The sequence below is a fragment of the Amycolatopsis antarctica genome (assembly GCF_002262875.1).
In the GTDB taxonomy this organism is placed as follows: domain Bacteria; phylum Actinomycetota; class Actinomycetes; order Mycobacteriales; family Pseudonocardiaceae; genus Amycolatopsis; species Amycolatopsis antarctica.
In genome coordinates this window covers 69,556-82,285 of the sequence record NZ_NKYE01000007.1, presented here as the reverse complement: position 1 = coordinate 82,285, position 12,730 = coordinate 69,556, and the positions used below count along the sequence as shown (strand labels likewise).

Below are 12,730 nucleotides of genomic sequence, written 5' to 3'. Positions count from 1 at the left end.
CGCCCGGAAGCCAGCGCACAAGGTCGGACACGACGGGACAAAACGCGGATCGGAGGTACCCGGACGTACTCAGCCCGTGCGGTGCGAGAGTTCGGCGAGCAGCGCTCGGACCCGGCGGTCGATCTCGTCGCGAATCGGCCGGACCGCGTCGATGCCGTGGCCGGCGGGGTCGTCGAGCTGCCAGTCGAGGTAGCGCTTGCCGGGGAAGACCGGGCAGGCGTCGCCGCAGCCCATGGTGATCACGACGTCGGAGGACCGCACGGCTTCGGTGGTCAGCGGCTTGGGGAACTCCTGGGTCAGGTCGAGGCCGAGTTCGGCCATGGCGGCCACGACAGCGGGATTGATCGAGGCGGCGGGCGCGGACCCGGCGGATCGGACGACGACGCGGCCTCGGGCGTGCCGGTCGAGCAGCGCGGCGGCCATCTGGGAGCGGCCGGCGTTGTGCACGCAGACGAACAGCACCTCGGGCACGGTGGCTGCTTCGCTCGCGGCGACGGCGCTATCGGGGCTGCCTTCGTCGTGGTGTCGGGGCACGGTCATGGCCGGTTCCCGTGTGGGGTGGCGGAGCCGAAGCGGCGGCGCAGGGCGAGCGAGACGTACACGAGCCCGACCAGTACCGGCACCTCGATGAGCGGGCCGACGACGCCGGCGAGGGCCTGGCCGCTGGTGGCGCCGAACGTCGCGATGGCGACCGCGATGGCGAGTTCGAAGTTGTTGCCCGCCGCGGTGAACGCGAGCGTCGTGGTGCGTTCGTAGTTCAGGCCGAGCGCCTTGCCGAAGGCGTAGCCGCCGCCCCACATGATCGCGAAGTACACCAGCAGCGGCACCGCGATCCGGACCACGTCACCGGGACGGCTGGTGATCTGATCTCCTTGCAGGGCAAAGAGAACCACGATGGTGAACAGCAGTCCGTAGAGCGCGGCGGGCCCGATCCGGGGCAGGAACCTCGTCTCGTACCACTCGCGGCCCCTGGCCCTCTCCCCGAGACGGCGGGTCAGAAACCCCGCCACCAGAGGGATTCCGAGGAAGATGAGGACGCTCTTCGCGATCTGCCACCCGGACACGGCCAGATCGGTCTGCGCGAGACCGAGCCAGCCGGGCAGCACGGACAGGTAGAACCAGCCGAGCACACCGAACATGACGACCTGGAACACCGAGTTGAGCGCCACCAGCACGGCGGCGGCCTCACGGTCACCGCAGGCGAGGTCGTTCCAGATGATCACCATTGCGATACAGCGCGCCAGGCCGACGATGATCAGCCCGGTCCGGTACTCGGGCAGGTCCGGCAGCAGCAGCCAGGCCAGCGCGAACATCAGCGCGGGGCCGACGATCCAGTTCAGGACCAGCGAAGCCCAGAGGAGCTTGCGGTCGCCGGTGACGGTGTCGAGCCGGTCGTAGCGGACCTTCGCCAGCACCGGGTACATCATGATCAGCAGCCCGATGGCGATCGGCAGTGAGATCCCGTCGATCTCGACCGCGTTCAGCGCGGTGTCCAGGCCCGGGACCAGGCGGCCGCCGAGCAGGCCGATGATCATCGCGGCGGCGATCCAGACCGGCAGGAACCGGTCCAGGGTCGAGAGCTTGCCGACCACACCGGGCCGGCCGGCGTCTTCGGTGACGCTCATGCGGGCACCGTCGTGGAGCCGGCCGGAACCAGCACCGCGGACAGTCGCGCGAGCACCCCGGGATGCACGCGGTAATACACCCAGGTTCCGCGTCGTTCGCCGTCGATCAGGCCGGACTCCCGCAGCACCTTGAGGTGGTGCGAGATCGTGGGGCCGGTGACGTCGAAGGCATCGGTCAGGTCGCACACGCATGCCTCGCCGCCCTCGTGGGAAGCGATCAGCGAGAGCAGACGCAGCCGGATCGGGTCGGAGATGGCCTTGAACACCTTCGACAGTTCCACGGCCTGCGGCTCCGAGAGGGGTTCGCGGGCCAGCGGGGAGCAGCAGGCGTCCATCGCCATCGACAACGATTGCTTCGACATGTGTTTATGTTGACAGATGTCTATTCAGGCGGGCAACCTGAGCACGTCTTGTTTAGATGAACGTCTACTTAAGGAGCCCGTCCATGTCCCGTGTTCAGCTCGCCCTCCGCGTCGGTGACCTCGAAGGCTCGATCGGGTTCTACTCGAAGCTGTTCGACACCCAGCCGGCCAAGCGCCGCCCCGGCTACGCGAACTTTGCCATCGCCGAGCCCGCGCTCAAGCTGGTCCTGCTCGAAGGCGAGCCGGGCCAGGCCACGGTGATGGACCACCTCGGCGTCGAAGTCGAATCCACCGAGCAGGTCGACGCCGCGGCCGAACGCCTGACCGGTGACGGCATGAAGACCTTGCAGGAGAACGGCACGACCTGCTGCTATGCCGTGCAGGACAAGGTCTGGGTGCACGGTCCCGGTCGGGAGCCGTGGGAGGTCTACACCGTGAAGGATGACTCGGCCTCGTTCGGGCAGAACAGCCCGGCCGTCGTGGCTGCCGCTGCCTGCTGCACGCCCGTCGCCGCGACCGGCGAGGAAGCTCGGCCCGCCGCTCGCGACGCCTGAGGACATCGGCGGGCTACCTGTGGTCGCCGGCAACCATTGGGCGTACGCGGGCGCGGGCCGACGCTGTCCGGGGTTCGTCCAGGACCACGAGGCTTTCGAGGGGAACGTCCGGGGCGCCCGCGCCTCGGCGACATCGACCACCGGTGCGGCCTCCGGGAGTCCCCGAGCTGCCTGGGAACGCCGTCCTGCAACTCGGCGACGACGGTCGGCCGGTGAAGGCGAAGCACGCGGGCCGTGAGCACGAGGCGGGACCTCGTGCTCACGGCGGCTCAGCGGACGGCGCGCAGGAACGCCCGCCAGGCGGGGGCGGGTACGGCGAGGTGCCCGCCGGAGCGGTCCTTGGTGTCGCGGACGCCCACGTACGCGGCGTCCTCGGCGTGGCCTACCTCGACGCACTCGCCGCCGTTGCCGCCGCTGTGGCTGCTCTTGCGCCAGCCGGTGAACGCGATCTCGACGCAGCTTCCGCCGTTGCCGCCGCTGTAGCTGCTCTTGATCCAGGTGGAGCCGGTGAAGTCCGGGGCAGTCATGGCACACCCCTTCAGGTGGCGGTCTAGGTGTAGGACCGCGCCAGTTTATCGAGGAACTCGCGGGAGTCCTCCGGGGACAGGGCGTCACCCCGTAGGCGGCCGAAAACGACGCTGTACTGGGTGAACTCCTCGGGCTCCTTGAGGTAGGTCGCGCCGAACAGGTCCTCCAGGTACACGGTGGAGAAGTTCTGCTCTGCCAGGCGGAACAACTCGAAAGCTGCCGGGGTGGTGATGCGATCCGGCACGTCGAAAGGCAGTACCCGGATGGTGATGTTGGGCCGCTTCGAGGCTGCGATGAGGTGCTTGAGCTGCGCGCGCATGATGGCCTTGCTGCCCTGGATCCGGCGCAGCGCCGCCTCGCTGATCACCGCTTCCAGGCGGAGTGACGGGCGACCGGTGCGCTTGAGCACCACCTGGCGGTCCATTCGGGTGGCCACCTGTTTCTCGATCAGCCGCTCGTCCGCCTCCGGTTCCCAGGCCACGATGGTCGACCGCGCGTACCCCTCGGTCTGCAACAGGCCGGGAATCATGTCGATCTGGTACGTGCGGATTTCCGTGGCGTCCCATTCCAGGGCAAGGAAGCGGCGGAACCAGTCCGGCACCGCGTCCCGCTGCGCCGAGCGGCGGCGGCGACGGCGCTTGGGCTGCGCGTCGGCCAGCGAGACCAGGTACTCCTTCTGCTCCGGTGTCGCGCGGTAGAAATCCGCCAGCTTGGCGATATCGTCCGGATCGGCCGTCTGGTTGCCGTTCTCCAGCTTGGACAGCTTCGGGGTCTGCGCCTCGATGGCCTTGCACGCTTCGAGCGCGGTGAACCCGGCCTCCTCGCGGAGCCTGCGCAACTCGATACCCAACTGGGTCTTCAACAGCTCCGGATCGGATGGAATGTCCATTCCGGAGACTCTAGCAGTTGCCAGGAGAGAAAGTTTCTCGCTATGGTCCCCGGATGGATGAGAACGAGAAAGACTTCGAGACCCCCGCTGAGCCGCTGCGGTCGATGCTGGCGAACGCCGCCGAGGACCTGAAACCGCGACTCTTCGCCATCTACGGCACGGAGAAGCAGGAGCCGGACGAACTGGTACTCGGCTGGGGCATGGAGTTCGCCAACGACGACGGCGCCGTCTTCCGCAAGTGCGGCAGCCGCAGCATCCACACCGGCGACACGGCGGAACGCCTGTTCCGCACCCAGTCCATCGTCGGCGACGTCGAGCTGAAATGGCTCGACCGGTAGGACGGCCCGCCCGGTGACACGACAACGGGGCGCCGTGCGCGATGCACGACGCCCCGTCAACGAGGAACGGCGGTTACGGACCGGGCAGCGGGAAACCACCCGGCCGGGACGTCGAGGTCTCCGTCGGCGTCCCCGAGGGCGAATCGCTCTTGCCGACCAGGATCGAGATCGCCTGATCCTTGGTGATCTGCGAACCGGCCACCGGGTTGGACTTGGTCACCTTGCCCTCGTCGTCCCTGTCCGCGTCCGGGTCCGGCTGCACGCTCAGCTCGCCCTGCCAGCCCGCGTCCCGCAGCGCGGCCCGCGCCTCCTCCTCGGTCTTGCCCTCAAGGCGCGGGAGCTGGATCTGCTCCTTGGAACCGTTCGACACCTCAAGGGTCACCGTGCTGCCCTCGGGAAGCTGCGCGCCGTTCGGCTTCTGCGAGATCACCGTGTCCGCGGGCTGATCCGAGTCTCTGTCCGTCCGCTCGACGTTGAACCCGGCACCCTCCAGGCCCGCCTTCGCCTCGGCATAAGGGCGTCCCGAATAGTCGTTCACGGTGACCATGTCCTTGGTCTTGCCGACGACGATCGAGATCTTGCTGCCCCGCTTGATGTTGATCCCGGAGGGCGGGTCCTGACCCTGCTCGGCGAGCACCTTGCCGTACTGCTCGGTGTCCTCGACGTCGCGCTCCTCGACCTGGCCGAGCAGCAGCCCCACACGGGCGAGTTCCGCCTTCGCCTCATCGGTGGTCTTGCCCGCCAGGTTCGGCACGCCCACGTCCTCCGGCGAGGCACCCACCTGGACCACGATCCGCTGATCCGGCGGGAACAGACCGCCACCGGGAGCCGGGTCGGTGCCCAGCGTCTTGTCGATCTGGTCGGCCTCGCACGGCGGCGGCGCGTCGGGAAGCGGGGCGCACGGGACGTCCGCCCTGGCGATCGACTGGAACCCGGCGTTGCGCAGCGTCTGCTCGGCCTGCTCGTAGGTCTGGCCCTGCACGGCAGGGATCGCCCTCGGCTCGGGCGCGTTGCTGTCGAACACGCCGGTCCGCCACATGATGCCCGCGATGGCCAGCACGCCCACCACGGCGAGCGCGATCAGGATCCGGTTGCGGCGCTTGCGTTTGCGCGCGTCCTCCTCGTCCGGATCGGGGCCGTCGTAGTCGTCGTAGGCGTCGTAGGCACTGGATCGGCGACGGTCGTCCATCACCTGGGTGCGCTCGTCGTCCGACATCACCATCGGCGCTGCCGGACGCTGACCGGACAGCGTGCGCACCAGGTCGGAACGCATCTCCGCGGACGACTGGTAGCGGTTCGCCGGGCCCTTCGACAGCGCCTTGAGCACCACCGCGTCCAGCTCCGAGGAGACGACGGGGTTCACCGTCGACGGGGCGTGCGGATCCTCCCGGACGTGCTGGTACGCCACCGCGACCGGCGAGTCACCGGTGAACGGCGGCTCCCCGGTGACCAGTTCGTACAGCACGCACCCGGCGGCGTAGACGTCACTGCGCGCGTCCACGGTCTCGCCGCGCGCCTGCTCCGGCGAGAGGTACTGGGCGGTTCCGATGACGGCGGCCGTCTGCGTCATCGCGGACTGACCGTCGTGGATCGCCCTGGCGATACCGAAGTCCATCACCTTGACCGCGCCGGTCTTGGTGATCATCACGTTCGCCGGCTTCACGTCGCGGTGCACGATGCCGTGCCGGTGCGAGAAGTCCAGCGCCGCACAGACGTCGGCCATGACCTCCATCGCGCGCTTCTCGGTCAGCGGGCCCTCGGTCTTGACGATGTCGCGCAGCGTCTGGCCCTGCACGAACTCCATCACGATGTAGGGCAGCGGACCGTTCTCCGTCTGCGTCTCACCGGTGTCGTACACGGCGACGATCGCCGGGTGGTTCAGGGCGGCCGCGTTCTGCGCCTCACGGCGGAACCGTTCGAGGAACTGCGGATCGCGCGCCAGATCGGCGCGCAGCACCTTGATGGCCACCTCACGCCCGAGCCGGACGTCGTGGCCGTGGTGTACCTCGGACATGCCGCCATAGCCGAGCGTGTCGCCCAGCTCGTAGCGGTTGGACAGCAGTCGGGGGGCGCTCATCGACGTCCTCGCTCGTTCCTCACATCGGCCGCCCCGCGGGCGAATCGGGCTGCAAAAGCGTTCAGTACGCAGGCGTGTTTCGCCAGGTGGAACAGGTCGCTGCGGTGCTCGTCGCTCACTGGTCCGTGCCGTTCCGTTCCGTTCCGTCCAAGGTGTCCATCATGCCCCGTTCACCGTCGTCTTCAGGTGAACGCGCGAAGCCACCCGGCGCGTTGTCCTGTGTGTCCGGCGTTTCCCGCGTTTCCTCCGGCTGGGGCGTCCGATCGGTCGGGCGACCGGTCGGCTGTGCCGGGCGAGACGGTCGTTCCCCCGGAGGTGGCTGCTCCGGTTGTTCCACCACCGGCGGTTCCTGCTCGTCGGGCGGCAGCTCCCCGGCCGGCCCGCCACCGTTGTCCGGGGCGGTGGGCGTAGGGGTCGCCCCGCCCGGTGCCGGGTCCTCGTCCGACCCGACGAGCCGGGGCAACAGGATCGCCGCCGTGACGATCAGGCCCACCGCGACCAGGGCGACCGTGACCCAGATGCCAGTGTGACCGCGTTTCTGCTGCGGCAGCGGACCCACGCCGGTGTGCGGCCCGTGCTGCGGTGACACCGGCTGCATCGTCGGACGCGAGGCCGGGCCCACCGGCGCCATCGCCATCGTGTGCGCCGGTGCGGGAGCATAGGCGGCCAGACCGGACGGCGCCGGAAGCGGCAGCCCCGCACGGACCGCGGCCACCGCGCGGGCGAACTCCCCGCCGGTCGCGTACCGCTGCCGCGGATCCTTCACCAGCGTCGCCTCGATCAGCGCCCTCGGCCCTGGTGGGACGTCCGCGGGCAGCGGCGGCGGCAGGTCGCGGATGTGCATCATCGCGACCGTCACCGCGTTCTCCGAGAGGAACGGCCGGTAGCCGGTGAGACATTCGTAACCGCAGACCGCGAGCGAGTAGACGTCGCTGGTCGGCTCGGCGTCGTGACCGAGGGCCTGCTCCGGCGCGATGTAGTGCGCCGTCCCCATCACCATGCCGTTGCGGGTGACCGGGGCCGCGTCCGCCGCCTTCGCGATACCGAAGTCGGTCAGCTTCACCTTCCCGGCCGCGGTCACCAGGATGTTGCCCGGCTTGACGTCGCGGTGGACCAGCCCCCGCTCGTGCGCCGCCTCCAGCGCGTAACCGGCCTGCTCCAGGATGTCGAGCATCTTCGAGTAGTGGATCCGGTGCTCGCGCGCCAGGATCCCGGCCAGCGGCTCGCCCTCGACCAGCTCCATCACCAGGTAGGCGATCGAGTGCTCGCCGGCCGTCGTCTCGCCGTAGTCGTGCACGCCGGCGATGTTCGGGTGATTCAGCGAGGCCGTGGTCCGCGCCTCGGTGCGGAAGCGGTGCAGGAACTCCGCGTCGTCGGACAGCTCGGCCTTGAGCACCTTGACGGCGACGGTGCGGTCGAGGCGGGTGTCGTTGGCCTCCCAGACCTCGCCCATCCCGCCGACCGCGATCCGCCCGGAGAGGCGGTACCGCTCGGCGAGGAGCTGACCGGTGGACAGCATCGCGCTACCCACCTCCGAGTGCGGCGTCGATGGTGGACCTGGCGATCTCGGCCGCGACCGTGCCACCGGTCGCCGCGAGCCCGCGGTTACCACCGGACTCGACGATGACCGCCACCGCGACCTTCGGGTCCTCCGCCGGGGCGAACGCCGTGTACCAGGCGTGCGGCGGGGTGCTCTTCGGGTCGCTGCCGTGCTCGGCCGTACCGGTCTTCGAGGCGATCTTCAGGTCCGGGCGCTTGCCTGCCCCCTTCGTGTTGTCCTCGGAGGCCAGCATCATGTCGCGCAGGATGTCGGCGTTCGCCTTGGACAGCGCGGGATCGCCGGTCAGTTCCTCGGGGGAGACGTCGGAGATCGTCGACAGGTCCGGCGCCAGCAGCGACTTCACCAGGTTCGGCTTCATCGCGACCCCGCCGTTGGCGACGGTCGCCGCCAGCAGCGCGTCCTGCAGGGGCGTCAGCCGGACGTCCCGCTGACCGATACCGGTCTGATAGAGCTGCGGCTTGCCCGCCATCTCGCCCAGCCCGGACTGCGCCACCCGCAACGGGACCGTCAGGTCGTCCTGGCCGATACCGAAGTTCGCGGCCGTCTCGTTCATCTTGTCCGCGCCGAGGCTGCCGGACAGCTCCGCGAACGGCACGTTGCACGAGTTCGCCAGCGCGTCCCGCAGGGTGCTGCCCGGGCAGGGATTGCCGTTGAAGTTCTCCAGCGTCGTGTTGCCCGCGCCGGGCAGTCGCACGTTCGGCGCCGGGTTCACCGCTGTGTCCGGGGTCGCGCCGTCCTCCAGCGCGGCCGCGGCGGTGACCAGCTTGAACGTCGACCCCGGCGGATACGTCTCGGAGATCGCCCGGTTCAGCATCGGCTTGTTCTCGTCCTCGTTGTACCGCGTCCAGGCCTCTTCCTGGTCGGCGGCGACGTGCGAGGCGAGCTGGCTCGGGTCGTACGAGGGCGTCGACACCATCGCCAGGATCTCCCCGGTCTTCGGATCGAGAGCCACCACGGCGCCCCGGTAACCGCGGCTGGACATCTGCTCGTACGCCGTCTCCTGGGCGGCCGGCTTCACCGTCAGCCGGACGTTCCCGCCACGCGGATCGCGGCCGGTGACCATCTCGGAGAGCCTGCGGACGAACAGCCGCGGATCGGAACCGTTGAGCACCTCGTCCTCGGCGCGCTCGATACCGCCCGCGCCGTACCGCACCGAGTAGTAGCCGGTGACGGGCGCGTACGCGGGGCCGTTGAGGTACGTCCGCTGGAACTTGAGCCGGTCATCGACCGGCTCCACGCCCGCCAGCACCTGCCCGCTGTCCTGGGTGACGATCTGGCCGCGCTGACGCGCGTACTCCTCCAGCAGCACCCGCTGGTTGCGGCCGTCGGTGCGGTAGTCGTCCGCCTTGACCACCTGGATGTAGGTGGCGTTGACGAGCAACAGCAGCACCATCGCGAGCATCGCGACGCCGACCTTGCGCAGTGGTGTGTTCATCGGGCCGCCTCCCCTGAGCCGGTCGAGCCGCTGGGCCGCTGCACCATCACCGTGTGCGCGTCGGCGATCGGCGCCTGCGGTTGTTGCCGGGGTTTCGCGGGCGCCTGCGGACGGCGGGCCGCGTCGGAGATGCGCAGCAGCAGAGCCACCAGGATGTAGTTGGCCAGCAGCGAGGAACCGCCGTAGGACAGGAACGGCGTGGTGATACCCGTCATCGGGATCAGCTTGGTGACCCCGCCGACGATCACGAAGACCTGCATGATGATCGCGAAGGACAGCCCGCCGCCGAGCAGCTTGCCGAAGGTGTCGCGCACGGCCAGCGCGCTGCGCATCCCGCGCATCGCCAGCAGCAGGTAGATCATCAGCAGCGCGGTCAGGCCGATGAAGCCCAGCTCCTCGCCGATCGCCGCGGTGATGAAGTCCGTATTGGACGCGGGCACCATCTCCGGACGCCCCGCGCCCAGCCCGGTACCGCCGACCCCGCCCGTGCCGAGGCCGAACAGCCCCTGCGCGATCTGGTAACCACCGCCCGGATCGGAGTACGTCTCCAGCGGGTCCATCCAGTTGGCGACACGCTGCTGGACGTGCGTGAACAGCTTGAACGCGATCAGGCAGCCGACCAGGAACATGCCGACGCCGAGGACCACCCAGATGATCCGTTCGGTGGCGACGTAGAGCATCACCAGCACCACGCCGAAGAACAGCAGCGAGGTACCCAGGTCCTTCTCGAACACCAGGATGCCGAGGCAGGCGCCCGCGGCGATCAGGATCGGTCCGAGGTCGCGGGCACGGGGCAGCTCGATACCGGCGACGCGCTTGCCCGCCGCCATGAACAGATCCCGTTTCGACACCAGGAACGATGCGAAGAAGATCATCAGCAGGATCTTCGCGAACTCACCCGGCTGGATGGACGCGACGCCCATCTTGATCCACACCTTGGCGCCGTTCACCTCGGAGATCGAGGACGGCAGCACGGCAGGCAACGCCAGCGCGACGATGCCGATCAGCCCGGCGGTGTAGCCGTAGCGGGTGAGCGTCCGGTGGTCCTTGACCACGATCAGCACCGCGAGGAACAGCACGAGCGCCAGTGCGGTGAACACGACCTGCTTGCCGACCTCGGCGGAGTAGTCGTCGTTGTTCTGCGTCGCCTTCTCCGCCAGCGCCAGGTCGATCCGGTGGATCATCACCAGCCCGAGCCCGTTGAGCAGGGCCACCAGCGGCAGGATCAGCGGATCCGCGTACGGGGCCCACCGGCGTACCGCCATGTGCGCGCCCGCGAACAGGCCGAGGAAAGCCAGGCCGAGCCACAGGATCGAGAGGCTGAGCTCCTGCTCCTGGTTGGCTTCCACGAGCACCAGCGCGCCCGTGACGATGACCGCGGCGAACGCCAGCAGCACGAGTTCGGTACCCCGGCGGGTGGGTAGCTGCCGGGGCGGGCTGGTGGCGTACTGCGCGGCCGATGGGTCCGTGACCGGTTGCCCCATCAGCGTCCCCCGGAGGTCGGCCTCGGGCGGCAGTCCACCCCCGGCTGCCCGCCCTGCTGAGGCTGCTCGGCCGAGGTGGTCGGGGCGGGCGGTGTCGGCTCCGGCTGCTGACCGACGCCGCCGACGAGCCCGCCACCCGGCGCGGGCGAGGGCTCGGGCTGCGGGGCGGGCGCGGGCTCCGGGCAGAGTTCGAGCGTCATCTCCCTGCGCAGCAGGGCGATGTACTCGCGTGAGTCGGCGAGGTCCTCGCGCTGCACGCCGTTGGCGACGGTGGTGCGCGCGTCCTGACGAAGGTCGGTCAGCCGCAGTGGCTCGCAGAGCTGCTGGCCGGGCGCACAGGAGCCCTCGGCCTCGCGCTGTAGCGCGAAGCCCAGCGCGCTGCCGGACACGCCCTGGAAGACCACGACCTCCTGGTCCGGCCCCTCACCGACGTAGTAGTTGCTCAGCACGACGTACCGGGCGGTGATCGCCGCCGCAGCCAGCAGGATGATGGCCAGCCCGAGCCCGACGAGCCAACGGATCCGCTTGCGGCGCTTAGCTTTTGGGTCGGGTGGAGGCTCCGCGGGTTCCATGCGCGGCGGCTGCGGCTGGGGAGCCGTCAACGCTCGGGCGCGGGCCGCGGGCGAATCGCCCTGGGGAGTGTGCTCGTCGCTGCCGTCGCCGGCGGCCCCGCCCACGATCGGCGCGTCGTCACCGAAGTCGACGTCGACGACGTCGGCGATGATGACCGTGACGTTGTCCGTGCCGCCGCCCTTGAGCGCCAGCTCGATCATCCGGTCCGCGCAGTCCTGCGGGTCCGGGATCTGGATCGCCTCGGCCAGCGTCTCGTCGCTGACCATGCCGGAGAGGCCGTCCGAGCAGAGCAGGTAGCGGTCGCCGGAACGGGCCTCGCGGACCGTCAGGCTCGGCTCCACCTCGTGCCCGGTCAGTGCCTTGAGCAGGAGCGAACGCTGCGGGTGGACCGCCGCTTCCTCCTCGGTGATCCGGCCCTGTTCGAGCAGCTCGTTGACGAAGCTGTCGTCGCGGGTGATCTGGGTGAACTGGGAGCCGCGGTACATGTACGCACGGGAGTCGCCGACGTGCACCAGGCCCAGCCGGGAGCCGGAGAACAGGACGGCGGTGAGCGTGGTGCCCATGCCGTCCAGATCCGGGTCGCCCGCGACGAGTTCGGAGATGGCCGCGTTGCCGTGGCCGACCGCCTCACGGAGCTGGGAGAGCAGGTCGTCACCGGGCTCGTCGTCGTCGAGCGGCGCGAGCGAGGCGATGACGACCTTGCTGGCCACCTCACCGGCGGCGTGGCCGCCCATGCCGTCGGCGAGGGCGAGCAGGCGTGGCCCGGCGTACACGGAGTCCTGGTTGCTCGATCGCACCAGGCCCCGGTCGCTGCGGGCGGCGTAGCGAAGGACGAGAGTCATGGGCGCAGCTCGATCACCGTCTTGCCGATACGGATGGGGACCCCGAGTGGGACTCGGAGAGGTGCAGTGACCTTAGCCCGATCAAGATACGTGCCGTTGGTCGAGCCCAGATCTTCCACGTACCAATCCTCGCCACGCAGCGACACCCGGGCGTGCCGGGTGGAGGCGTAATCGTCGTCCAGCACCAGCGTCGAGTCGTCCGCCCTGCCGATCAGGATGGGCCGTCCGTCCAGCGCGATGCGGGTTCCCGCCAGCGCGCCGTGGGTGACGATGAGCTGGCGCGGCATCTTGCTGTTGCCGCGCTGCTTCTTCTCCTTGCCACGGCGCAGCGAGGGCATCGCCACCCGGAGACCGGACGCGGCGTAGAGATCCGAGCGCACCACCCGGAGGGCGGCCAGCACGAACAGCCAGAGCAGGATGAGGAATCCCGCTCTGGTCAGTTGAACGACCAGCTCTGGCACT

13 protein-coding genes are annotated in these 12,730 nt (G+C 69.5%); 2 read left to right on the top strand and 11 right to left on the bottom strand.

Annotated features, from left to right (window positions below; genetic code table 11):
- Positions 1-69 precede the first annotated feature (69 nt).
- The 3 genes from CFN78_RS13250 to CFN78_RS13240 all read right to left on the bottom strand — a co-directional run bounded on the left by CFN78_RS13250 (position 70) and on the right by CFN78_RS13240 (position 1,987).
- Positions 70-423: an arsenate reductase/protein-tyrosine-phosphatase family protein gene (locus CFN78_RS13250; RefSeq protein ID WP_240519446.1), complete on the bottom strand. Its 354-nt coding sequence runs from the start codon at positions 421-423 to the stop codon at positions 70-72.
- 113 nt (positions 424-536) lie between these two features.
- Entirely contained in the window at positions 537-1,625 is a 1,089-nt protein-coding gene (gene arsB, locus CFN78_RS13245; RefSeq protein ID WP_094863079.1) for an ACR3 family arsenite efflux transporter, read from the bottom strand.
- Positions 1,622-1,987 (bottom strand): ArsR/SmtB family transcription factor, encoded by a 366-nt coding sequence (locus tag CFN78_RS13240; protein WP_094863078.1) that lies wholly within the window; start codon positions 1,985-1,987, stop codon positions 1,622-1,624. Before CFN78_RS13240 ends, arsB begins: the two co-directional genes overlap by 4 nt.
- Before the next feature lie 83 nt (positions 1,988-2,070).
- Here CFN78_RS13240 and CFN78_RS13235 point away from each other — a divergent pair, with 83 nt between their 5' ends.
- On the top strand, positions 2,071-2,541 hold the full coding sequence (locus CFN78_RS13235) for an ArsI/CadI family heavy metal resistance metalloenzyme (protein WP_094863077.1): 471 nt from the start codon (positions 2,071-2,073) through the stop codon (positions 2,539-2,541).
- A gap of 269 nt (positions 2,542-2,810) precedes the next feature.
- Here CFN78_RS13235 and CFN78_RS13230 read toward each other — a convergent pair whose 3' ends face one another.
- The gene (locus CFN78_RS13230; RefSeq protein WP_094863076.1) at positions 2,811-3,068 is read right to left on the bottom strand and encodes a DUF397 domain-containing protein; all 258 of its coding nucleotides are present in this window, start codon (positions 3,066-3,068) and stop codon (positions 2,811-2,813) included.
- Positions 3,069-3,091: 23 nt separating this feature from the next.
- A complete protein-coding gene (locus tag CFN78_RS13225; protein WP_094863075.1) occupies positions 3,092-3,958 on the bottom strand; it encodes a helix-turn-helix domain-containing protein in 867 nt (288 codons plus the stop codon).
- A gap of 53 nt (positions 3,959-4,011) precedes the next feature.
- On the opposite strand from CFN78_RS13225, the gene CFN78_RS13220 reads away from it, so the two are divergent.
- On the top strand, positions 4,012-4,296 hold the full coding sequence (locus tag CFN78_RS13220) for a hypothetical protein (protein ID WP_094863074.1): 285 nt from the start codon (positions 4,012-4,014) through the stop codon (positions 4,294-4,296).
- Between the two features lie 73 nt (positions 4,297-4,369).
- Here CFN78_RS13220 and pknB read toward each other — a convergent pair whose 3' ends face one another.
- The 6 genes from pknB to CFN78_RS13190 all read right to left on the bottom strand — a co-directional run bounded on the left by pknB (position 4,370) and on the right by CFN78_RS13190 (position 12,729).
- Positions 4,370-6,373, bottom strand: a complete 2,004-nt coding sequence (gene pknB, locus CFN78_RS13215; RefSeq protein ID WP_094863073.1) for a Stk1 family PASTA domain-containing Ser/Thr kinase — start codon at positions 6,371-6,373, stop codon at positions 4,370-4,372.
- Between the two features lie 115 nt (positions 6,374-6,488).
- Positions 6,489-7,892: a protein kinase domain-containing protein gene (locus tag CFN78_RS13210; protein ID WP_240519433.1), complete on the bottom strand. Its 1,404-nt coding sequence runs from the start codon at positions 7,890-7,892 to the stop codon at positions 6,489-6,491.
- A 4-nt stretch (positions 7,893-7,896) separates the two neighbouring features.
- Complete coding sequence (locus CFN78_RS13205) at positions 7,897-9,369, bottom strand: peptidoglycan D,D-transpeptidase FtsI family protein (RefSeq protein WP_094863072.1); 1,473 nt, start codon at positions 9,367-9,369, stop codon at positions 7,897-7,899.
- Complete coding sequence (locus tag CFN78_RS13200) at positions 9,366-10,853, bottom strand: FtsW/RodA/SpoVE family cell cycle protein (protein WP_094863071.1); 1,488 nt, start codon at positions 10,851-10,853, stop codon at positions 9,366-9,368. Before CFN78_RS13200 ends, CFN78_RS13205 begins: the two co-directional genes overlap by 4 nt.
- Positions 10,853-12,268: a PP2C family protein-serine/threonine phosphatase gene (locus CFN78_RS13195; RefSeq protein ID WP_094863070.1), complete on the bottom strand. Its 1,416-nt coding sequence runs from the start codon at positions 12,266-12,268 to the stop codon at positions 10,853-10,855. The genes CFN78_RS13200 and CFN78_RS13195 overlap by 1 nt, the downstream gene beginning before the upstream one ends.
- Entirely contained in the window at positions 12,265-12,729 is a 465-nt protein-coding gene (locus CFN78_RS13190; RefSeq protein ID WP_094863069.1) for an FHA domain-containing protein FhaB/FipA, read from the bottom strand. Before CFN78_RS13190 ends, CFN78_RS13195 begins: the two co-directional genes overlap by 4 nt.
- Between the last annotated feature and the right edge of the window lies 1 nt (position 12,730).

Bases quoted from the DNA above. Each gene is read 5' to 3' on its own strand.
- CFN78_RS13250 (WP_240519446.1), bottom strand. From the start codon at position 423: ATGGCCGCCGCGCTGCTCGACCGGCACGCCCGAGGCCGCGTCGTCGTC.
- arsB (WP_094863079.1), bottom strand. From the start codon at position 1,625: ATGAGCGTCACCGAAGACGCCGGCCGGCCCGGTGTGGTCGGCAAGCTC.
- CFN78_RS13240 (WP_094863078.1), bottom strand. From the start codon at position 1,987: ATGTCGAAGCAATCGTTGTCGATGGCGATGGACGCCTGCTGCTCCCCG.
- CFN78_RS13235 (WP_094863077.1), top strand. From the start codon at position 2,071: ATGTCCCGTGTTCAGCTCGCCCTCCGCGTCGGTGACCTCGAAGGCTCG.
- CFN78_RS13230 (WP_094863076.1), bottom strand. From the start codon at position 3,068: ATGACTGCCCCGGACTTCACCGGCTCCACCTGGATCAAGAGCAGCTAC.
- CFN78_RS13225 (WP_094863075.1), bottom strand. From the start codon at position 3,958: ATGGACATTCCATCCGATCCGGAGCTGTTGAAGACCCAGTTGGGTATC.
- CFN78_RS13220 (WP_094863074.1), top strand. From the start codon at position 4,012: ATGGATGAGAACGAGAAAGACTTCGAGACCCCCGCTGAGCCGCTGCGG.
- pknB (WP_094863073.1), bottom strand. From the start codon at position 6,373: ATGAGCGCCCCCCGACTGCTGTCCAACCGCTACGAGCTGGGCGACACG.
- CFN78_RS13210 (WP_240519433.1), bottom strand. From the start codon at position 7,892: ATGCTGTCCACCGGTCAGCTCCTCGCCGAGCGGTACCGCCTCTCCGGG.
- CFN78_RS13205 (WP_094863072.1), bottom strand. From the start codon at position 9,369: ATGAACACACCACTGCGCAAGGTCGGCGTCGCGATGCTCGCGATGGTG.
- CFN78_RS13200 (WP_094863071.1), bottom strand. From the start codon at position 10,853: ATGGGGCAACCGGTCACGGACCCATCGGCCGCGCAGTACGCCACCAGC.
- CFN78_RS13195 (WP_094863070.1), bottom strand. From the start codon at position 12,268: ATGACTCTCGTCCTTCGCTACGCCGCCCGCAGCGACCGGGGCCTGGTG.